Here is a 20,842-nt window from a genome sequence, read left to right on the forward strand (position 1 = left end):
TCAAGTCCCGAGCGTCAGGCGGGGCTTGGGGGCGTCCGTGCGGCCCGTCTGGGGGCGGCGGCTGCCGGCTCGGTACTGGGTCGGCCAGACCACGCCGGGGCCCTCGTACGACTGTTCCGCCGCCGCGTGCAGGGTCCAGTGGGGGTCGTAGAGGTGAGGGCGGGCCAGGGCGCACAGGTCGGTGCGGCCCGCCAGGATCAGGGAGTTGACGTCGTCCCAGGAGGAGATCGCGCCGACCGCGATCACCGGGATGCCGAGGGTGTTGCGGATCCGGTCGGCGTACGGCGTCTGGTACGAGCGCCCGAACTCCGGCCGCTCCTCGGCCACGACCTGCCCCGTCGACACGTCGATCGCGTCGGCGCCGTGCGCGGCGAAGGCGCGGGCGATCTCCACGGCGTCCTCTGCACTGGTGCCGCCCTCGGCCCAGTCCGTGGCGGAGATACGGACGGTCATGGGCCGTTCCTCGGGCCATACGCCCCGTATCGCGTCGAAGACCTCCAGCGGGAAGCGCAGGCGCTTGTCCAGGGAGCCGCCGTAGGCGTCGGTGCGGCGGTTGGTCAGCGGGGAGAGGAAGCCGGAGAGCAGATAGCCGTGCGCGCAGTGGAGTTCGAGGAGATCGAATCCGGCCCGGGCCGCACGCCAGGCCGCCGCGGTGAACTGTTCGCGCAGGTCGGTGAGTTGGGCGCGGGAGAGTTCGCGCGGGGTCTGGTTCCCGGGCTTGTACGGGAGCGGGGACGCGGCCACGAGCGGCCAGTTGCCGTCGGGGAGCGGCTCGTCGATGCCCTCCCACATCAGCTGGGTCGAGCCCTTGCGTCCGCTGTGGCCGAGTTGCACGCCGATCGCCGTACCGGGTGCCTGTCCGTGCACGAAGTCGGTGATCCGGCGCCAGGCCTCGGCCTGTTTGCCGTTGTACAGGCCGGTGCAGCCGGGGGTGATCCGCCCCTCCGGGCTGACGCACACCATCTCGGTCATCACCAGACCGGCGCCGCCGAGGGCGCGGGCGCCGAGGTGGACGAGGTGGAAGTCGCCGGGGAGTCCGTCGACTGCCGAGTACATGTCCATCGGGGAGACGACGATCCGGTTGCGCAGGGTCAGGCCGCGCAGCCGGAAGGGGGTGAACATCGGGGGTGTGCCGGGCGGGCAGCCGAAGGCGCGTTCCACCGACTCCGTGAAGCGGGTGTCGCGCAGGCGGAGGTTGTCATGGGTGACGCGGCGGCTGCGGGTGAGGAGGTTGAAGGCGAACTGGCGCGGGGGCTGGTCGAGGTGGAGGGCGATGTTCTCGAACCACTCCAGGCTGGCGCGGGCGGCGCGCTGGGTGGAGGCGACGACGGGTTTGCGCTCCTGTTCGTACGCGCTCAACGCGCCGCGGATGTCGGGGTGTTCCTCAAGGCAGGCGGCGAGTGCGAGGGCGTCCTCCACGGCGAGCTTGGTGCCGGAGCCGATGGAGAAGTGGGCCGTGTGGGCCGCGTCGCCCAGCAGCACGATGTTCTCGTGCGACCAGCGTTCGTTGACGACCGTGCGGAAGGTGGTCCAGGCGGACTTGTTGGAGCGCAGGGGGTGTCCCCGCAGGGCCTCCGCGAAGATCTTGGCGCAGATCTCGATGGATTCCTGCGGGTCGAGTTCCTCGAAACCGGCCGCCCGCCATACCTCCTCGCGCATCTCCACGATGACGGTGGAGGCGCCGCATTGCTTCTGTGGCCCGGAGGGCCTCGTTGAGGGGTGGTGGCCGGGCGACGGGCGGGCATAGGGGTAGCCGTGCAGTTGCATCACGCCGTGTTCGGTCTCGGCGATCTCGAAGCGGAAGGCGTCGAAGGCGAAGTCGGTGGCCAGCCAGATATAGCGGCAGTGGTGGGTGGTCACATGGGGGCGGAACACATGGGCGTAGGCCTCGCGTGTGGTGCTGTGCACACCGTCGGCGGCGATGACCAGGTCGTGGGTCTCGGCCAGCCAGGCAGGGTAGGGGGCCTCGGAGTCGAAGCGGAGTTCTACGCCCAGGGCGCGGCAGCGGTGGTGCAGGATTTCCAGGAGGCGTTTGCGGCCGAGGGCGGCGAATCCGTGTCCTCCGGAGGTGTGGCGGGATTCGCGGTGGACGATGTCGATGTCGTCCCAGCGGATGAAGTCCTGCTGCAGGGCGGTGTAGACCTCGGGGTCCGCGTGTTCTATGCCGCCCAGGGTTTCGTCGGAGAGGACCACGCCGAAGCCGAAGGTGTCGTCGGGGGCGTTGCGTTCCCAGACGGTGATGTCGCGGGTGGGGTCGAGGCGTTTGAGGAGGGCCGCCGCGTACAGCCCTCCGGGGCCGCCGCCGATGATCGCCACGTGCAGGGGGTGACTGGTCCGGGTGGGCGAGTGCGGGTCGTCCGTGGCCGGTCGCGCAGTTCCCCGCACCCCTTGAGGTCGGATCACTCAACGCCCCTTCCACTTCGGGGGGCGCTTTTCCTTGAAGGCCTTGTGGAACTCCGCGTAGTCCTCGCCCGTCATCAGCAGGGCCTGCGTCGAGGCGTCCAGTTCCACCGCCGGGCCCAGCGGCATGTCCAGTTCCGCCGTCAGGAGCGCCTTGGTCTGGGCGTACGCCAGCGCCGGGCCCTCGGACAGACGGCGGGCCAGGGACTGGGCCGCCTCGTCGGCCCGGCCCTCCTCCGTCAGTTCGCTGATCAGGCCGATGCGCTCGGCCTCCGGCGCCCGGACCGGGTCGCCCAGCATCAGCAGGCGGGTCGCGTGACCCAGGCCGACGACCCTCGGCAGCAGGTACGCCGCTCCCATGTCGCCGCCCGACAGGCCGACCCTGGTGAACAGGAAGGCGAAGCGGGCCGTCGGGTCGGCCACCCTGAAGTCGGACGCCAGGGCCAGGACCGCGCCCGCGCCCGCCGCCACGCCGTGGATCGCCGCGATCACGGGGAAGGGGCACTCGCGGATCGCCCGTACGACCTGGCCGGTCATCCGGTTGAAGTCGAGCAGCTGGGCCGTGTCCATGGACAGCGTCTCGCCGATGATCTCGTCCACATCTCCGCCGGAGCAGAAGCCGCGGCCCTCGCCGGCCAGTACCAGGGCCCGTACCGCCCGCTCCCGGGACAGCTCGGCGAGGAGGTCGCGCAGATCGGCGTAGGCGCCGAAGGTGAGGGCGTTGAGCTTCTCGGGGCGGGCGAGGGTGACGGTGGCGACGCCGTCGGTGAGGTCCACCCGCAGATGCCGCCAGCGGTCGGTACGGGCGGCGGAGCCGGTGAAGGGACTCATGGCGGGCGGCCTCCTCGGGCGGACTGCGGGCGGCGCTGTCTCACTGAGGTCTACCCCTCGAAGTTATCACTCATCCGTGACTGTCGTCAGGATGGCGCGATACGTCACGGTCGCGACCGAGGTGTCACGGCTCGTCGACGCCCCCGTAACGACGGGATCAGCCCGGGGAGGCGCCACGTTCACCTGGGTAAGTCGCTCGCTACCGGGCCAAAGGTCCCGGTCGGTGCCCGCCGGACGCCTCTGCCGGGCGGCGCCGTACCATTCATAAGGTTGAAAGCAGCACCGGCTGCTTGATGAACGGACCCGCCGTGCACGATCGTCTCCCCGCCTCCGCCTCCTGGCGCATCGCACTGCCGCACACCACCGCGGCGGTGCCGGTCGCGCGTGCCCTGGTCCGTACGGCTCTGGCCGATCTTGAGCACACCGCCGACAGCGACACCGCGGAGCTGCTGACCGCGGAGCTGGTGGCGAACGCCGTGGAGCACACCGCGGGCGAGGGGCCGATAGAGCTGGTGGTGGAGCTGCTGCCGAGCGGCTGCCAGGTCGAGGTCCACGACCCGGACCCGGCGCCGCCGGGGAACCTCACCCACCCGTCAGGCGGGGAGCCGGACCCTTGGCAGGAGCACGGTCGGGGACTGCTGCTGATCCGTGCGCTGAGCTCGTCCTGCGGTCACCGTCCGACCTCGTCGGGCAAGGCCGTGTGGTTCCGGCTGCCGGCGATACCGCCGCAGCGGCGGCCCGCGTAACCGCCCTCAGCCCAGCGTCGCGACCAGTACCGCCTTGATCGTGTGCATACGGTTCTCCGCCTCGTCGAAGACCACGGAGTGCCGCGACTCGAAGACCTCGTCGGTGACCTCAAGGGAGTCCAGGCCGTGGGTCTCGAAGATCTCACGGCCGACCTTCGTGCCCAGGTCGTGGAAGGCGGGGAGGCAGTGCAGGAACTTCACGTCCGGGTTGCCGGTGGCGCGCAGGACGTCCATCGTGACCGCGTACGGGCCCAGGGCCTTGATCCGTTCGTCCCAGACAGCCTTGGGCTCACCCATGGAGACCCAGACATCGGTGGCGACGAAGTCGGCGCTCAGGACGCCCTCCGCCACGGACTCGGTGAGGGTGAGGGCGGCGCCGCTGTCCTCGGCGAGCCTGCGCGCCTCGGCGACGATCTCGTCGTTCGGCCAGTACGCCTTGGGCGCGACGATCCGCACGTCCAGGCCCAGCAGCGCGCCGGTGATCAAGTAGGAGTTGCCCATGTTGAAGCGGGCGTCACCGAGGTAGGCGAAGACGATGCCGTCGTCCAGGGTCTTCGGCGTGTGCTCCAGCATCGTGAGGACGTCCGCGAGCATCTGGGTGGGGTGCCAGTCGTCGGTGAGGCCGTTGTAGACGGGCACCCCGGCGTGCGCGGCCAGCTCCTCGACCTTCTCCTGGCTGTCCCCGCGGTACTCGATGGCGTCGAACATCCGCCCGAGCACCCGCGCGGTGTCCTTGACCGACTCCTTGTGCCCGATCTGCGAGCCGGAGGGGTCCAGGCAGGTCGTCGAGGCGCCCTGGTCGGCGGCGGCGACCTCGAAGGCGCAGCGCGTACGCGTGGAGGTCTTCTCGAAGATCAGCGCGATATTCCTGCCGCGCAGGTACTGCGGCTCGGTCCCGGCCTTCTTGGCGGCCTTCAGCTCGGCGGCCAGCCCGATCAGACCGCGGAACTCGTCCTCGGTGAAGTCCAGCTCCTTGAGGAAGTGGCGGCCGGCGAGGGCGGTCGGGACTGTCGCCATGGGGGCGCTCCAGAGATACGTGAACAATGACCCTGGAAGTCTATACGATGTTCCACATTTATATACAGGCCGCCGTGTCTATACGGGCCCGCGTTCGACCGGGCAGCTCATACAGCGCGGGCCGCCCCGCCCCCGGCCCAGTTCACTGCCCGGGATCTCGATGACCTCGATGCCCTGCTTGCGCAGGTGGGTGTTGGTGGTGGAGTTCCGCTCGTAGGCCACGACGACACCCGGCTCGACCGCGAGGACGTTGCAGCCGTCGTCCCACTGCTCCCGCTCGGCCGCGTGCACGTCCTGGGTCGCGGTCAGGACCCGGATCTCGCTCAGCCCGAGGGCGGCGGCGATGGCACGGTGCATATGCTCCGGCGGATGGTCGGTGACCTTCAGTTCCTTGCCGTCGACGCCCGGCTCGATGGTGTACGAGCGGAGCATGCCGAGCCCGGCGTACTGGGTGAAGGTGTCGCCGTCGACCATCGTCATCACGGTGTCGAGGTGCATGAAGGCACGCCGCTTGGGCATGTCGAGGGCGACGATCGACTGGGCGGAGCCCGCGGCGAACAGCTTGTACGCCAGCATCTCGACGGCCTGCGGCGTGGTTCTCTCGCTCATGCCGATCAGCACGGCGCCGTTGCCGATCACCAGGACATCGCCGCCCTCGATGGTGGACGGATAGTCGGCCTGCCCCTCGGACCAGACATGGAACGTTTCGTCACGGAAGAGGGGGTGGTGCCGGTAGAGCGCCTCGAAGTGCACGGTCTCGCGCTGCCGGGCCGGCCAGCGCATGGCGTTGACGGAGACACCGTCGTAGATCCAGGCGGAGGTGTCGCGGGTGAAGAGGTGGTTGGGCAGGGGCGCGAGCAGGAAGTCGTCGAGCTCCATGGCGTGGAAGCGCACGGAGACCGGCTCCGGGTGGGCGTCCAGGAACTCGCGCTTGGTCATGCCGCCGACCAGCGCCTCGGCCAGCTCGGGCGCGGGCAGGGTCTCGAAGGCGGCGCGCAGGTGGTCGGTGGCGAGGACGCCGTACTCCTTCTCGTCGAAGACGCGGTCCAGGACGAGGGTGCGGGCCGCCGGGAACTCCAGGGCCTCGGTGAGCAGGTCGCCGAAGAGGTGGACGGCGACCCCTCGATCGCGCAGGACGTCGGCGAAGCCGTCGTGCTCGGCGCGCGCCCGGCGCACCCAGAGCACATCGTCGAAGAGCAACGCGTCCTTGTTGCTGGGGGTGAGCCTTTTGAGCTCCAGATCCGGCCGGTGCAGGATGACGCGGCTGAGCCGCCCGGCCTCGGAGTCGACATGGAATCCCATGCCTCCATCCTGACCATCGGGGGCGATATTCACCCCCCATCTTGACCACTTCTGATTGTCGTCCTCTTGACGATAAGCGCGCACTCCGCTTATCGTCTCCATGACGAAAATCAGCGAGGGGGTCGCTCATGGCCGACATCACCCGGCGCCTCGGCTGGCGCCATCTGCGCGGGGCGCCGACGGCGCACATCCGGCACCACCGCGGCGGAAAGCTGCTGCACGACGGCCCGGGACTCAGCTTCCGGTACCGGGCGCTCAGCGCGGCGCTGTCCGAAGTGCCGGTCGACGACCGGGAGTTGGCGATGACCTTCCACGCCCGTACGGCCGACTTCCAGGACCTGGCGGTACAGGCGACGGTCACCTACCGCATCAGCGACCCCGCCGTCGCCGCGGCCCGCCTGGACTTCTCCATCGACCCGGACACCGGCGCCTGGCGCGGAACACCGCTGGAACAGCTCGGCACGCTGCTGACGGAGACGGCCCAGCAGCACGCCCTGGACGTCCTGGCCCGTACGCCGCTGGCGTCGGCGCTGGTGGACGGGGTGAGCGCGGTACGGGAGCGGGTCGCCGCAGGTCTCGCCGCCGAGCCCCGGCTGCCCGCCACCGGCATCGAGATCGTCGCCGTACGCGTGGTGGCGCTGCGTCCGGAGCCGGAGGTGGAGCGGGCACTGAGGACCCCGGCGCGGGAGCTGATCCAGCAGGAGGCCGACCGGGCCACGTACGAGCGCCGGGCCGTGGCTGTCGAGCGGGAGCGCGCTATCGCCGAGAACGAACTGGCCAGCCAGATCGAACTCGCCCGCCGCGAGGAGCAGTTGGTCGAGCAGCGGGGGACGAACACCCGCCGCGAGGCGGAGGAGCACGCGGCGGCGGACGCGGTACGGGCCGAGGCGGAGGCGGCTCGCTCGGTACGGCTGGCCCGGGCCGAGGCCGAGGGGGTGCGGGAGGTCGGGGACGCCAAGGCGCAGGCGCAGGCCGCCTGGCTGCGGGTCCATGCCGATGTGGACGTCGCCGTCCTGCACGCCCTCACCGGGACCCGGCTCGCCGAGAACCTGCCCCGCGTCGACAGCGTCACCATCTCGCCGGACGTGCTCACCGGGCTGCTCGCCCGGCTCGGGGACGGGGAGCGGGCGTGAGTCTCGCTCCCCGTGCCGTGCTGGTCCATCGCACCACGGAGTACGAGGAGTTGGTGGCCCGGCACGGCACGCACGGCCAGGCCGCCTACTTCCTGCGCTCCCGCGGCCGGGACATCGAGGAGATCGCGGACCGGCACCGCCGTACGCGCCGGGCGCTCGCCGAGGTGGTCTCGGCGATTCCGCTGACCTGGCGTCAGGCGCGGGTCGAGCGGGCCGACCTGGACCGCTTCCTGTTCGCGCCGCAGGACGTGGTGGTCGTGGTCGGACAGGACGGGCTGGTGGCGAACGTCGCCAAGTACCTGTCGGGGCAACCGGTGATCGGCATCGACACCGACCCGGGCCGCAACCCGGGCGTCCTGGTACGGCACCGGCCGGCCGACGCGGCGAAGCTGCTGGCGTCGGCCGGGACGGGGGCCGCGGACGAACTCACCATGGTCGAGGCCGTCGCCGACGACACCCAGCGCCTGGTCGCGCTGAACGAGATCTATCTGGGCGCCGCCGGACACCAGACGGCACGGTACCGCCTGGGTCTTGAGGACGACGGGGGTGTCGTCGAGGCCCAGGCCTCCTCCGGGGTGCTGATCGGCACCGGGACGGGGGCGACCGGTTGGCTCCGGTCGGTGTGGCAGGACCGGGGAGGGCGGCTGCCGCTGCCCTCCCCGGCGGAGGAACGGCTGGTGTGGTTCGTCCGCGAGGCCTGGCCGTCCCCGGCCACCGGGACGTCCCTGGTGGCCGGGGAGTTGGCCGCTCCGGCACGGCTGACCCTCACCGTCGAGTCCGAACGCCTGGTCGCCTTCGGGGACGGCATGGAGTCCGACGCCCTGGAACTGACCTGGGGTCAGTCTGTGCAGGTCGGCGTGTGCCGGGAGCGGCTACGGCTCGCGGGATAGACCCCGCGTCACAGCCGCGGGTCGACCGGCTCCGACTCCAGGGCCAGCACCCCGAACACCGCCTCGTGCACCCGCCACAGCGGCTCGCCCTCGGCCAGCCGGTCCAGCGCCTCCAGACCGAGGGCGTACTCGCGGATCGCGAGCGAGCGCTTGTGGTTGAGGAAGCGCCGGCGCAGCCGGGTGAGGTTGTCCGGGCGCGTGTACTCGGGACCGTAGATGATCCGCAGGTACTCGCGGCCGCGGCACTTGATGCCGGGCTGCACCAGGCGGCCCTCCGTGCTGCGCACCAGCGCGCCGACCGGCTTGACGACCATGCCCTCGCCGCCCCGTCCGGTCATCTCCAGCCACCAGTCGACGCCCGCCCGCACCGATTCCGGGTCCGCGGTGTCGACGTACAGGCGACGGGTCGTCTGGAGCAGGCCGGTGCCGTCGTGTTCCACCAGCCGGTCCAGCAGGGCGAGTTGCTCGTCGTGCGGGAGACCCGCCAGGCTTCGGCCCTGGACCGCCAGGATCTGGAACGGCGCCAGGCGGACGCCGTCCAGGCCCTCGGTGGTCCAGCAGTAGCGTCGGTAGGCCTCGGTGAACGCCGAGGCGTCCGCGGCCCGTTCACGCTGCCGTCCCAGCAGGTCCAAGACGTCGACGCCACGCGCCGCGGCACCCTCCAGCGCGGCCAGCGCCCCCGGGAACACCGCCCCGGATGCGGCGCCCACGGCCGCGTACTGCGAGCGCAGCAGCCCGGACGCCTTCAGCGACCACGGCATGAGCTCGGCGTCCACCAGCAGCCAGTCCGTGTCGAGCTGCTCCCACAGCCCGGCCTCGGTCACGGCGGCTCGGACCCGCTCCAGGATCGTCTCGGTCACCGACTCGTCGTCGAAGAAGGGGCGTCCGGTGCGCGTGTACAGCGACCCCGTCGGCCCTTCGACCCCGAACCGCTTGCGCGCCGCCTCCGCGTCCCGGCACACCAGGGCCACCGCACGCGACCCCATGTGTTTCTCCTCGCACACGACCCGCGCGACGCCGTCCGCCGCGTACTGCGCGAAGGCCTCCTCCGGGTGTTCCAGACAGCCGTCGGCCTGCGAGGTCGCCGTCGGTGCCATCGTCGGCGGAAGGTACGGCAGCAGCCGCGGGTCCACCGCGAAACGGCTCATGACCTCAAGCGCCGCCGCCGCGTTCTCCTCCCGGACGGCGACCCGTCCCGCGTGCCGCGTCTCCACGGCCCGGCGCCCCCGGACATCGTTCAGGTCGAGCGGCCGCCCGTCCTGGCCGCCGGGCGCCTCCGCCCGCAGCGGCTTCGTCGGCTCGTACCAGACCCGCCCGGCCGGTACGTCGACCAGTTCCCGCTCCGGCCAGCGCAGCGCGGTGAGCTTGCCGCCGAAGACGGCGCCGGTGTCCAGGCAGATGGTGTTGTTCAGCCACGTCGCCTCGGGGACCGGAGTATGGCCGTAGACCACTGCCGCGCGGCCTCGGTAGTCCTCCGCCCACGGGTAGCGCACCGGCAGGCCGAACTCGTCGGTCTCCCCGGTGGTGTCGCCGTACAGCGCGTGCGAGCGGACCCGACCCGAGGTGCGGCCGTGGTACTTCTCCGGCAGACCGGCGTGGCAGACGACGAGCCGGCCGCCGTCGAGGACGTAGTGGCTGACCAGTCCGTCGATGAACTCCCGTACCTCGCGGGCGAACTCCTCGCTCTGGCCCTCCATCTGCTCGATGGTCTCGGCGAGGCCGTGGGTGTGCTGGACCTGGCGGCCCTTGAGGTAGCGGCCGAACTTGTTCTCGTGGTTGCCCGGCACGCACAGCGCCCGGCCGGACTTCACCATCGACATCACCCGGCGCAGCACGCCGGGGCTGTCCGGGCCGCGGTCGACCAGGTCGCCGACGAAGACGGCGGTGCGGCCGTCCGGGTGGACGCCGTCCACGTAGCCCAACTTGCCCAGCAGCGACTCCAGTTCGGCGGCGCAGCCGTGGATGTCGCCGATGATGTCGAAGGGGCCGGTGAGGTGGGTCAGGTCGTTGAACCGCTTCTCGGTGACGACAGTCGCGTACTCGGCCTCCTCGACTCCGCGCAGGATGTGCACCTTGCGGAAGCCCTCGCGCTCCAAGTGCCTGATGGAACGCCGCAGTTCGCGGATGTGCCGCTGGATCACCCGGCGGGGCATGTCGGCGCGGTCGGTGCGGGTCGCGTTGCGCGCGGCGCACACCTCCTCCGGTACGTCCAGCACGATGGCTATCGGCAGGACGTCGTACCGCTTCGCCAGTTCGATGAGCTGACGCCGGGAGTCCTGCTGGACGCTGGTGGCGTCGACGACCGTACGGCGGCCGGCCGCGAGGCGCTTGCCCGCGATGTAGTGCAGGACGTCGAAGGCGTCCCGGGTCGCGCTCTGGTCGTTCTCGTCGTCGGAGACCAGACCGCGGCAGAAGTCGGAGGAGATCACCTCGGTGGGCTTGAAGTGCCTGCGCGCGAAAGTGGACTTGCCGGAGCCGGAGGCACCGACGAGCACCACGAGGGACAGGTCGGTGACGGGCAGGGTGCGCCCCTGGTTCTCGGTCATGCGGCCTTCGCCTCCTTGTCGTCACGCTTGAACACAGCCATCTGGGTGGGCGGCCCCACCTCGGGGTCGTCGGGACCGACGGGGACGAACTCCACGCCGTACCCGTGCCGTTCGGCCACTGCCTCCGCCCAGCTCCGGAACTCCTCGCGGGTCCACTCGAAGCGGTGGTCGCCGTGCCGGACGTGCCCGGCCGGGAGGGACTCCCAGCGGACGTTGTACTCGACGTTCGGGGTGGTCACCAGGACCGTCCGCGGGCGGGCGGCGCCGAACACCGCGTACTCCAGGGCGGGCAGCCGCGGCAGGTCGAGGTGCTCGATGACCTCGCTGAGCACGGCGGCGTCGTAGCCCTTGAGCCGGTTGTCGGTGTAGGCGAGCGAGCCCTGGAAGAGCTTCACCCGGGACGCCTGCCGCTCGCCCATGCGGTCCAGCTTGAGCCGGCGCGAGGCGATGGTGAGCGCCCGCATCGAGACGTCGGTGCCGACGATCTCGGTGAAGCGCACGTCCTTGAGCAGCGCCTGCACCAACTGGCCCTGACCGCAGCCGAGATCGAGGACCCGGGCGGCACCGGACTCCCGCAGCGCGGCGAGGATCGCGTCCCGGCGCTGCACGGCGAGCGGTGTGGGGCGCTCTTCCTCCTCGGCCTCGGCCTCGACGGCGTTGTCGATGTCCTCGACCTCGCTGTCGTCGGCCTCGGCGAGCCGCACCAGCTCAAGACGCTCCATGGCCTGACGGGTCAGCGACCAACGGCGGGACAGATAGCGGCTGGTGATCAGCTTCTGCTCGGGGTGGTCCGGCAGCCAGCCCTCACCGGCGCGCAGCAGCTTGTCGACCTCGTCGGGGGCGACCCAGTAGTGCTTGGCGTCGTCCAGGACCGGCAGCAGGACATACAGATGACGCAGCGCCTCGGCGAGGGTGAGCGCCTCGGATACGAGGACGAGACGGACGTAGCGCGAATCGCCCCACTGAGGGAACTGCTCGTCGAGGGCCACCGGTTCGACGGTCGCCGTCCAGCCGAGCGGCTCGAAGAGACGCCGTACGAGCTCGGGGCCGCCGCGGGCGGGCAGCGCGGGGACCTCGATGCGCAGCGGGCGGGCCTGTCCCGGCAGGTCCGGCTTGGCCGTGCAGGTGCCCTTCATCGCGCTGGAGAACACCGCGCTCAGCGCCACCGCGAGCAGGGACGAGGCGGCGTACGGGCGGTCGTTGACGTACTGCGCGAGCGCCGCGTCGGGGGCTCCGCCGCGCCCCTTGCCCTTGCCCCGCCGGACCAGTGCCACCGCGTCGACCTCCAGCAACAGCGCCGCCGTGCAGCGCTCGGCGTCCGCCTCGGGGTAGAGGACATGGGCCGTGCCGTAGGACGTGGAGAACACCTGCGCCTTGTCGGGATGCTTGTGCAGCAGGTAGCCGAGGTCGGTGGCGGGGCGTTCCGGGGTGCCGGTGGTACTGATCGTCAGGAACATGGGCAGGGCCTTTGAGGCTCGATGGTCAGATGTGCCGCCATACGCGCGAAGGCCCCCAGGAGGGTGATCCTGGGGGCCTTCAGGACGACGCTCACACCATCGCACAGGGGGCGCGACCGGCGCCTTTGTTTATTCCTACGGTTCTACGACAACTGCGACTGCACCTGGGAGGAGATGAGCTCCAGGTGGTCGAGGTCGGAGAGGTCGAGGAGCTGGAGGTAGATCCGGCGGGAGCCGGTCTCGGCGTAGCGGCCGATCCTGTCGACGACCTCGGCCGGGGAGCCGGCCAGCCCGTTGGTCTTGAGCTCGTCCACCTCGCGGCCGATGGCGGCGGCGCGGCGGGCGACCTCCGCGTCGTCCTTGCCGACGCAGACGACCAGGGTGTTGGAGTACGTCAGCGCGTCGGCGCCGCGGCCTGCCGCCTCGGCGGCGGCCCGGACCCGGCCGAACTGGCGCACGCTGTCCTCGATGCTGCCGAAGGGCATATTGAACTCATCGGCGTACTGGCCCGCGAGCCGCGGGGTGCGGCTGGCGCCGTGGCCGCCGATGAGCACCGGGATCTTCGGCTGCACGGGCTTGGGCAGCGCGGGCGAGTCGGTGAGGTCGTAGTAGGTGCCGTGGAAGTCGAAGGTCTTGCCGATGTCCGTCGCCCACAGCCCGGTGACGATGGCGAGCTGCTCCTCCAGTCGCCCGAACTTCTCCTTCGGGAAGGGGATGCCGTACGCCCTGTGCTCCTCCTCGAACCAGCCCGCGCCCAGGCCGAGTTCGATCCGGCCGCCGGACATCTGGTCGACCTGCGCGACCTGGATGGCGAGCACGCCGGGCAGCCGGAAAGTGCCCGCGGTCATGAGGGTGCCGAGGCGGATGCGCTTGGTCTCGCGGGCGAGTCCGGCGAGGGTGATCCAGGCGTCGGTTGGACCGGGGAGGCCGTCCACGGAGCCCATGCTCACATAGTGATCAGACCGGAAAAAGGCATCAAATCCCAGGTCCTCGGTGGCCTTCGCCACGGTGAGCAAGGTGTCGTAGGTGGCCCCCTGCTGGGGCTCGGTGAAGATGCGAAGATCCATACCTCCATCCTGCACGGTCATGTGGTGGTCAACCCCATCGGTCCCACCGGCCCCACTCCCCCACGGTCGGGCCTTGGAAGCGCCTACCACGTCGATTGATGAAATCGCCGGGGGGACGACGATGAGGGAGGATGGCGGTATGAACAATGACGAGTTCTACGAGGATGACGAGCGCGCCGAGGAGATTCTGGAGCGCTTCGAGGCCGGGGAGAAGCACGTCACTGCACGACCGGTACTAGGCGTCACTCAACGTCTCGATGTAGCCACGACCTGGGGCCCGATCTTGTCCAGCGAAACCAGTCACACAAACAAGGACCTCGCAGGACTCTGATGCCCTCACCGATTGACGTTCAGCTCATCTTGTGCGATGCAGCCCAGGCCGACCCGACCGGCAAGCTTCACATGCTCGGGGCTGGCTGGTCACGCACTCCGTCCCCGACAGCGCCCATGGCGCTTGCAGCGATAATCAAGGTTCCTTGGGACCGAGCCAACGAGAAGATCCGAATGACCTTCACGCTGGTCGACGCGGATGGGCACCAGGTGACGGTTCCCACCCCGATGGGGCCGCAACCGATCCAGAGTGTGGGAGAGATCGAGGTTGGTAGGCCAGCCGGTCTCGCACACGGAACGCCCATCGACGCGGCGTTTGCGCTCAACGTGGGGTCGCTGCCCCTTCAGGAGGGTCGCTATCAGTGGCGCCTTGACCTGGCGGATGAGCAAGCGAACGCCTTCTTCACCGTGCAGAACGTCAATGCCTGACGCAGGCATCGTCCCCCGTCGCCTCCGGGCGGCGGGGCTTTTGTCGTTCAGCGTGGGTTGAGGGCCTGCCGTGCGGCACTGATCAGCCTGTGTGCGTCGGCCCCGTACGCGGCCGACTCCCGCAGGGTGTTCCAGGTCCGGCGGTATGTGCTCACACTGGCGTCGTCCTCGATCCACAGCTCCGAGTGCCACGTCTCGACGATCACGCGGCGATCGTCGTACACCCAAAACGCTGTGGCTGGCGGGATCTTGAGCGAGGCGCTGAACGGGATGATCCCCAGTTCGACCGTGTCCAAGCCGACAGCGCCGGACAGCCGGTCGAGCTGGGCGGCCAGGACGGACGGCGGACAGATGAGCGCGCGGAGCGCGGCCTCCCAGAGGATGAGATGGAAGCGCTTGGTGGGGTCGTACAGCGCCTCCTGCCGCTGGATACGGGAGCGTACGGCCGCCTCGGTGTCCCGGGGCGACTGCTGGAGTTCGGCGTATCGAGTGAAGATCGACCGGGCGTAAGCGGGGGTCTGGAGAATCCCGAAGATGATGGACGACTCCCAGCCCCGGAACACGGACGCGTCACCGTGCGCGGCCAGGTGCGTGTCCTGGACCGCCTTGTGTCCCGAGGCCAGCTGCCGCCGCCAGGAGCGGATGTGAGACTCGAACCCCCGCAGCCGCGCGAGGAGTTCGTCATAGGCGTCCCGCTGGCCGGTCCCCTCGGCCCACGCGCGCAGGTCGTCAGGGGTGGCGGTCTGCTTGCCGTTCTCCAGCTTGCTGACCTTGGGCTGCGGCCAGCCGAGCCGCCGGGCGAGCGCGGAACCGGTGAGCCGGCCAGCGGGGGAGGTGAGCCTCAGCTCACGCAGCCGCACCCCGAGCGCTTCACGCGCCTGCTGGTAGTCGGTGGTCACCGGTTCCGCTCCTTGGGTGTTGCTCTACTTCGCAGGCAGGTTCGCCGCGAAGGTCTCGTACGGCACGGCATAGTGCGTGGCCGCGTCACGCACCTGTGCGTACCGGTTGACCTCTACCGACTCCGTGATCAGCTCCACGTCCACGAGGTTGTCGGCGTCGTCGAAGTTGAGCCGGGCCACCAGCCGGGAGTCGAACAGCCAGAAGTCCTCTACAGGGAGCTGGAGGCGGTCGGCGTCGGCACGCCAGAGCTGCCGGATGTCCTCACGGAGCTGTTGCGGCGGGCGTTGTCGAGCAGGTAGCGCTGGCCGGGAGTGGGTGGGTTGTCGACGATGCGCACACGCTCGAACCGCTTGCCCAGGGCGGTCTGTTCGCGGCGCTCGGCGCACCACTCGGCGTCCTTGCCCTCCCAGTCGACGGGCTCGCCCCGGAGGAACTGCGCGTAGGTGTCGGTGACCTCGTCGGAGGCGTACCGGCGGCGGGCCTCCAGCCGCCAGGCCGTGTGCTTGAACTGGGTGAACAGCCGGTCGAACTCATCCAGGCCGATGATGTTCGGCACGCGGGTGACCTCCTTGGGGCCGAAGTCGACGAGCAGTTCGCGCGGGACGACGATGGGCACCTCGCCTTCGCCGAGGTGCCGCAGGCGGGCGATGTCGTCAGGGTCGGTGAGCGTCGGTCCGTGAATGATCACCTCGCCGGTGTCGAGGTCTTCGTGCACGGCCGGGCAGCCGTTCACGCCGCTGCCCGTGCCGTTGAAGCGCAGCCGTCGCACCATGATCAGTTCCTTTCGCCGGGTACTGATGCCCTCATGATCACCGTGCTCGGGAGTGGACGGTACGGGTTCGCCGGGCCCCCGTGAACATAAACGGCTATAGCCAGCTCCTACCCGCGAATAACCGGGTATAGGCGCTAGCCGCCTCAACTTCCTCTTTACAACGCTCAGTTCATGGTCACAGCACAGGAGTCGGGCACGGCCGCCGTGGAAGCAGTCGAGGCACTACGGGAAGCACTGACGGCGGCGGGGATCGTCCTGCCGTCCCTGGGGGCGGATGCGGCGTCGCCCTCACTGAACCTGATCACCCTGGGCCGGGTACGCGCTGACGTCGCGCTGCGGCTCGCCGACGTGATCCAGCGGGGGTGCGCATGAACGCGTATACGCCCCAGGTCGGCGACCTCATGTGGGACGAGGCGACGCGCAGGGTCGGCCAGGTTGTTGGCCGGGTCGGGTGCTGGCAGCTCAAGCCGCCCGGTGGTGGGCGGGAATGGGACGCGCACGGTCCCCTGCGGCCCGCGACGCCGGCGGAGAGGCTGTCGGCGGGCGTGGCGATGGCCAACGCCCGGAGCCGGGGAGAGGCGCCATGAGCGCGCCCGCTACGACTGACGAGACGCTGTCGGCTGAGTGCACTGTGGCCAAGCAGCCCGGGTACGAGGATCTGCACAGCGAGTGCCGCCAGACCAAGGACGTGCCCTTGCCCCACGGCGGGGGCCTGCTGCTCGCACGCCGGTGCGGCTGCACCTGCCACCGCCGGGGAGGTGCCTCATGAGCACGGCGAGCGTGCATGTGTGCCGCGCCTGCGATGGTCTGATCACCGACCCGGAAGACGGCGTGATCGTCGCGCATGAGCTGGGCAACTCCGGGCCGGGCTGGGACGTCTGAGCGCACCGCGATCACGCGGACGACGGCGAGCTGATCGACCCGGATCTACTCCGGATCATGACTCGCATCTGGGTCGCGAAGATGCAGGGGTAGCGGTCCCCAACAGCACGAAGCCCGGCCGGTGTTGTGTCCCGGTCGGGCTTCGTCGTGCGCGTATGGGGTCAGCGGGTCCAGTCGATCTGTACCGACTCGGGGTCGACGCCCCCCGGAAGGACGCCGAGCGGGCGACCGCGACGCCCAGGCCGCAGGGTGACCACCGCCAGCACGGCGAGGATCTTCCGCCGCCGCTCCAGCGGGTACGTGGCGCGCCACCACTCAAGGGCGTCATCGGGGTCGGTCTCGTGCCGTCGGACCAGTTCCGGCAGGTCGACGCCGTCCAGCGGGCCTGGCTCGCTGGCCGCTGCCGCCGCCGACACCGCGTCCGCGATCTGCGTCTCGACGGCTGCGATCTTCTCCTTGATGAGCCGGGCCGCCTCGCGGTACTCCACCGGGTCGGCGTCCTCGCTGTCCGCGAACGCGGCAGCCAGGGCGTTCAGCCGGGCGTTCAGGGTCGCGTGACGGGCGGTCAGGGCATCCAGGTCCGGGCCATCGGCCACGGGTAGCCCAGGGGCGGAGAATGCCGCTCGGGCGTCCGGACGGGCGAGGCGGGCGATGACCGTCCGCTCCACGAAGTCGTCCACCGGTGCAGCGGTCCGGATCAGGTGCGCACTGGCGGTGCACCTGTACTGCTGTCGCTGCCCGGCCCTGGCCCCGCCGGGGCGCACCACGGCGCCGCAGCCCGGACGGCCGCACCGGTACAGCCCGGCGCCCAGGTACTTGGGCGCCCGGGCGTCGGCACTGGCGAGGTGCGCGCTGCGGGCCGGGTCGGTCAGCACAGTGCGCAGCGCGAGCCACGTGTCATGGTCGATGATCGCATCCCACTGCGCCGGGCCCACGTCCTCGCCCTTGTGCGCGACGCGTCCGGCAATCCGGGGCGAGAGCAGCACGGAACGCAGTGTCTGGATGACCCACGGCTTGCCTCGCGGGCTGGTGATCCCCCGAGCGTTCCACGCCCGGCAGATGCCCGTCAGGGTGGAGCCGGTTTCCGGGTCAGCGGCGCGCGCCAGCACCGCGTCGGCCGCCTCGCGGATCAGCTTCGCCTCACGGGGGTCGACCTGCGGCACCTGCGGCGCCTGGCCCTTGACCGTGGGCTCAACTGCCTTGAACCCGAAGGTGCGTGGACCACCGTGGTGGACGCCCGCCTGACGGTTCGCCTCCTTTTTGGCCTTCATGCGCTCGATGGAGTGCTCGACCTCGTGGGTGCTCACACTGGCGAGGATACGGGCGACCATCCGGCCGGACGCCGTGCTCAGCTCCAGCTCGCCCTGCTTGACCGGGCGGATCAGGACGTGCGTGCGTTCCACGATTTCGATGAGCGGCTCGAGGTCCCGGGCCTGCCGGTATAGGCGGTCCGTGTGCCAGACAAGCACGGCGTCGGCCTCACCGGCGGACAGCATGTCGAGCAGTTCCGCGTAGGCAGGGCGCCGGGCGCGCTGGCCGCTCTTGCCCACGGCGGTGCGGTCGTCGTCGACCTTGACCGCTACGACGGACCAGCCGAGGTCGGCGGCGAGCTTGCGGCAGGCTTCCTCCTGCCGGGTGACTCCTTCGGCCTTGCCGGTCGGCTCGTGGGAGATGCGGGTGTAGATCACTGCGCGGAGCGGTGTGCGCTCATTCCTGACCATGGCTCAATAATACGCTCTGATCATGAAATTGGACCTGTCCGCGCTGGACGCGGACATGCAGGCGGCCAGGGAGTCGGGGCGGGGCGCAACGGCGGGGGTCGTGGAGGACGGCGACTGAGGCGTCGGGGGTCAGCCCGCTTCTCTCTCCTCCTCCTGCAAGAGCTGGTCTCTGTCCCGGTCCGCGAGTCTGCGGAGCATCTCCAGGACGCGGTCGCGGGACTCGTCGGCCGCGTCGATGGCCTCCATGCACTGCCAGTACGTGCCCTCGTCGTCCGCCGCGCTCGCCAGGCCGACGAGGGCGATACCCACCTCGCCGAGCAGTCCGCCCAGGTACATCAACGCCTGCCGGGCGTCGCCCAGTTCGCTGAGCTGGGCCGCGCGCAGATCCTTGATGTCGAGCAAGGGGGTATCCAGCACCCCGCAGCCCCGGCCCGCGAGTTCGGTCAACCCCAGTGCCTCGCCGCGCAGTTCGGGTGGGCCGAAGACCGCGAGCCGACTGCCTATCGCCTGGGCCAGCGCCTGCGCCTGCCACACCTCGGTCATGATCTCCGGCGCACGGTCGCTTCCCGCGAGGGCACGCCTGCTCGTCACGATGAGCCGCACCGCGTCCATGCGCTGCCCCCGTCCGCTCCCGACGCACCCGTGCGCGTCCACCCGAACTCCCTTGTTCACTACCCAGAGTGAGGGCGCCTGAGACGAAAAGCCAGAGGAAGACGGAAATCTGCGGACAACAAATCGGTTTCGGACGGCTGAATAGATACGGAGAGTTATGATGCCGGGAATCGGCGTTCGTTCCGGTCGATCTTCGCGTCCAGTGCGGCGAGGGGGTCGATGCCGAGTACCTCGCACAGTTGCAGCAGATAGGCCAGTACGTCGGCGACCTCGTCCGTGACGCGGTGCGCGGTGTCGGGGTCGGACATCACGCGGGCCGACTCCTCGGGCGTCAACCACTGGAAGATCTCGACCAGTTCGGAGGCCTCCACGCTGAGCGCGGCGACGAGGTTCTTGGGGGTGTGGTACGGCTGCCAGTTGCGGGCGGCGGCGAACTCGGCCAGCCTGCGCTGGAGCTTTGCCACGTCGAGGGGTTCTGTCACGGGTTCAGGTGTACCACCGTGACTCCGGGCGTTCCGTCGGCCCAGGTCGCGTCGCTGACCGTGCCGACGAGGCGGATGTGGCCGCGCTCGCACATGCGGGCCGCGAGCCGCAGCAGTTCGGTGCGCTGTCGTGGGTCCAGGGCGCGTTCGAGGCCGTCCGTCAGGACGGTGAGCGTCTGCATGGCGGGGGGTACCTCGCCGGGGGCGTCGAGTTCCAGCACGCCGGGGCCGGTGAGCAGGACCAGAGCGAGCGCGAGATAGCGCAGCTCGCCGTCGCCGAGGCGGCCGAAGTCCGTGCGGGTGCCGTCGCCCCGGTCCAGCACGCCCCGGACGGTGCCGTCGCCGAGTTGTTCGGCCAGGACGTCGGTGACGGGGCCGGAGCATCCGGCGCGTGCCGCGGCGATCAGTTGCTGATGGCGGCGGGCGCATTCGACCCGGGTGCGCCACAGGACGTCGGCGAGGTTGTCGCAGCCGCCGAGGAGTCGTCCCGAGCCGGTCGGGACGGGGGCGCGCATCCAGTCCGGGTGCGGATCGCAGGGGAAGACCGAGCGCAGGGCGACGACCATCTGCTCGGCGGCGGCGAGGACCCGGCGCTGTCCGTCCGTCTTGCCGGCCACGCGCAGGGGCAGCAGCGCGGTGCCGAGGAGGTCGTCGGGGAGCGGGGCACGGGTGACGGGCGCGGATCCGGCGGTGTGCCAGGCGGCCTGGACGGAACGCCGGCCGGGATCGCGCAGGGCGGTCTCCAGCAGGGTGACCCCGTCCGCGGTCAGACGCTCGCCCACGATGCGCAGTTCGGGCTCGGCCTGTACGGCGACATCGAGCCGGACCGGCCCCTCGGGACCGTCGGCTGTGCAGCCGATGCGGAAGCCCCGTCGTCGCTGGGCGTCGGGCCGGGCCCCCTCGGGAACACAGGCGACCGGATCCGGGAACACCTCCGCCAGCTCGGCACCCCCACCGAGCCGAGCCAGCGCTTCGTACGCCCGCAGCGCACTCGTCTTCCCGGACCCGCTGGGCCCGGCAAGCAGCGTAAACGCCCCGAGCGACAGGCCGACCCGCCGATGCCCGGCGAAGGCGGAGAGCCGCAACTCCGTGATGCGGGGCCGCCCGGGGTGCCCGGGCCCGCCGGGGGTAGAGGGGCCGACCGCGTGCGAGGACTCCGGCCGCACGGCGGACCCGGGAACCCGAGACCCCGGCGGCGCGGACGACTCCGCCACCAGGGCAGACGCAGAAGACCCCGGCACGCACGAAGACTCCGGCCGCACGGCGGACCCGGGAACCCGAGACCCCGGCGGCGCGGACGACTCCGCCACCAGGGCAGACGCAGA

The 20,842-nt window shown here is 70.6% G+C and carries 19 protein-coding genes and 1 pseudogene; 7 read left to right on the forward strand and 13 right to left on the reverse strand.

From position 1 onward, the window contains the following. Positions 1-2,385, reverse strand: coding sequence for a bifunctional salicylyl-CoA 5-hydroxylase/oxidoreductase (locus RMT89_RS04060; RefSeq protein ID WP_399497558.1), 2,385 nt, complete (start codon positions 2,383-2,385; stop codon positions 1-3). Between the two features lie 18 nt (positions 2,386-2,403). Further along, entirely contained in the window at positions 2,404-3,231 is an 828-nt protein-coding gene (locus RMT89_RS04065) for an enoyl-CoA hydratase family protein (protein ID WP_315882506.1), read from the reverse strand. A gap of 293 nt (positions 3,232-3,524) precedes the next feature. On the opposite strand from RMT89_RS04065, the gene RMT89_RS04070 reads away from it, so the two are divergent. After that, entirely contained in the window at positions 3,525-3,977 is a 453-nt protein-coding gene (locus tag RMT89_RS04070) for an ATP-binding protein (protein WP_315882507.1), read from the forward strand. A 6-nt stretch (positions 3,978-3,983) separates the two neighbouring features. Here the strand turns inward: RMT89_RS04070 and argF are convergent, their stop codons facing one another. Both argF and RMT89_RS04080 read right to left on the reverse strand, forming a co-directional pair. Continuing rightward, complete coding sequence (gene argF / locus RMT89_RS04075; protein WP_315882508.1) at positions 3,984-4,994, reverse strand: ornithine carbamoyltransferase; 1,011 nt, start codon at positions 4,992-4,994, stop codon at positions 3,984-3,986. Positions 4,995-5,072: 78 nt separating this feature from the next. Then, on the reverse strand, positions 5,073-6,296 hold the full coding sequence (locus RMT89_RS04080) for an arginine deiminase (RefSeq protein ID WP_315882509.1): 1,224 nt from the start codon (positions 6,294-6,296) through the stop codon (positions 5,073-5,075). Positions 6,297-6,424: 128 nt separating this feature from the next. Between RMT89_RS04080 and RMT89_RS04085 the strand changes: the two genes are divergently transcribed. Both RMT89_RS04085 and RMT89_RS04090 read left to right on the forward strand, forming a co-directional pair. Continuing rightward, positions 6,425-7,429 (forward strand): SPFH domain-containing protein, encoded by a 1,005-nt coding sequence (locus RMT89_RS04085; RefSeq protein WP_315882510.1) that lies wholly within the window; start codon positions 6,425-6,427, stop codon positions 7,427-7,429. Beyond that, positions 7,426-8,319 (forward strand): hypothetical protein, encoded by an 894-nt coding sequence (locus RMT89_RS04090; protein ID WP_315882511.1) that lies wholly within the window; start codon positions 7,426-7,428, stop codon positions 8,317-8,319. Before RMT89_RS04085 ends, RMT89_RS04090 begins: the two co-directional genes overlap by 4 nt. Positions 8,320-8,327: 8 nt before the next feature. Here RMT89_RS04090 and RMT89_RS04095 read toward each other — a convergent pair whose 3' ends face one another. The 3 genes from RMT89_RS04095 to RMT89_RS04105 all read right to left on the reverse strand — a co-directional run bounded on the left by RMT89_RS04095 (position 8,328) and on the right by RMT89_RS04105 (position 13,389). After that, positions 8,328-10,865, reverse strand: a complete 2,538-nt coding sequence (locus tag RMT89_RS04095) for a polynucleotide kinase-phosphatase (RefSeq protein WP_315882512.1) — start codon at positions 10,863-10,865, stop codon at positions 8,328-8,330. Then, positions 10,862-12,322 carry a 3' terminal RNA ribose 2'-O-methyltransferase Hen1 gene (locus tag RMT89_RS04100; protein ID WP_315882513.1) on the reverse strand — a complete coding sequence of 487 codons (1,461 nt, stop codon included), beginning with the start codon at positions 12,320-12,322 and terminating at the stop codon, positions 10,862-10,864. Before RMT89_RS04100 ends, RMT89_RS04095 begins: the two co-directional genes overlap by 4 nt. Positions 12,323-12,465: 143 nt before the next feature. Further along, positions 12,466-13,389 carry an LLM class F420-dependent oxidoreductase gene (locus RMT89_RS04105; RefSeq protein ID WP_315882514.1) on the reverse strand — a complete coding sequence of 308 codons (924 nt, stop codon included), beginning with the start codon at positions 13,387-13,389 and terminating at the stop codon, positions 12,466-12,468. A gap of 73 nt (positions 13,390-13,462) precedes the next feature. Here RMT89_RS04105 and RMT89_RS04110 point away from each other — a divergent pair, with 73 nt between their 5' ends. After that, positions 13,463-13,720 (forward strand): hypothetical protein, encoded by a 258-nt coding sequence (locus RMT89_RS04110; RefSeq protein ID WP_315882515.1) that lies wholly within the window; start codon positions 13,463-13,465, stop codon positions 13,718-13,720. Beyond that, positions 13,720-14,148, forward strand: coding sequence for a DUF6941 family protein (locus RMT89_RS45845; protein ID WP_399497548.1), 429 nt, complete (start codon positions 13,720-13,722; stop codon positions 14,146-14,148). The genes RMT89_RS04110 and RMT89_RS45845 overlap by 1 nt, the downstream gene beginning before the upstream one ends. Before the next feature lie 47 nt (positions 14,149-14,195). Here RMT89_RS45845 and RMT89_RS04120 read toward each other — a convergent pair whose 3' ends face one another. Both RMT89_RS04120 and RMT89_RS04125 read right to left on the reverse strand, forming a co-directional pair. After that, the gene (locus tag RMT89_RS04120) at positions 14,196-15,047 is read right to left on the reverse strand and encodes a helix-turn-helix transcriptional regulator (RefSeq protein WP_315882517.1); all 852 of its coding nucleotides are present in this window, start codon (positions 15,045-15,047) and stop codon (positions 14,196-14,198) included. Positions 15,048-15,071: 24 nt separating this feature from the next. Next, positions 15,072-15,820, reverse strand: a pseudogene (locus tag RMT89_RS04125) (DUF6879 family protein). 171 nt (positions 15,821-15,991) lie between these two features. On the opposite strand from RMT89_RS04125, the gene RMT89_RS04130 reads away from it, so the two are divergent. After that, positions 15,992-16,192: a hypothetical protein gene (locus RMT89_RS04130; RefSeq protein WP_315882518.1), complete on the forward strand. Its 201-nt coding sequence runs from the start codon at positions 15,992-15,994 to the stop codon at positions 16,190-16,192. Next, entirely contained in the window at positions 16,189-16,407 is a 219-nt protein-coding gene (locus RMT89_RS04135) for a hypothetical protein (protein WP_315882519.1), read from the forward strand. Before RMT89_RS04130 ends, RMT89_RS04135 begins: the two co-directional genes overlap by 4 nt. A gap of 456 nt (positions 16,408-16,863) precedes the next feature. Here RMT89_RS04135 and RMT89_RS04140 read toward each other — a convergent pair whose 3' ends face one another. The 4 genes from RMT89_RS04140 to RMT89_RS04155 all read right to left on the reverse strand — a co-directional run bounded on the left by RMT89_RS04140 (position 16,864) and on the right by RMT89_RS04155 (position 20,758). Then, a complete protein-coding gene (locus RMT89_RS04140) occupies positions 16,864-18,423 on the reverse strand; it encodes a recombinase family protein (RefSeq protein ID WP_315882520.1) in 1,560 nt (519 codons plus the stop codon). Positions 18,424-18,552: 129 nt separating this feature from the next. Next, on the reverse strand, positions 18,553-19,035 hold the full coding sequence (locus tag RMT89_RS04145; protein ID WP_315882534.1) for a DUF6099 family protein: 483 nt from the start codon (positions 19,033-19,035) through the stop codon (positions 18,553-18,555). A 155-nt stretch (positions 19,036-19,190) separates the two neighbouring features. Next, complete coding sequence (locus RMT89_RS04150; RefSeq protein WP_315882521.1) at positions 19,191-19,517, reverse strand: nucleotide pyrophosphohydrolase; 327 nt, start codon at positions 19,515-19,517, stop codon at positions 19,191-19,193. Then, positions 19,514-20,758, reverse strand: coding sequence for an AAA family ATPase (locus tag RMT89_RS04155; protein ID WP_399497551.1), 1,245 nt, complete (start codon positions 20,756-20,758; stop codon positions 19,514-19,516). Before RMT89_RS04155 ends, RMT89_RS04150 begins: the two co-directional genes overlap by 4 nt. Between the last annotated feature and the right edge of the window lie 84 nt (positions 20,759-20,842).

This window comes from Streptomyces sp. P17 (assembly GCF_032436805.1).
GTDB lineage: Bacteria > Actinomycetota > Actinomycetes > Streptomycetales > Streptomycetaceae > Streptomyces.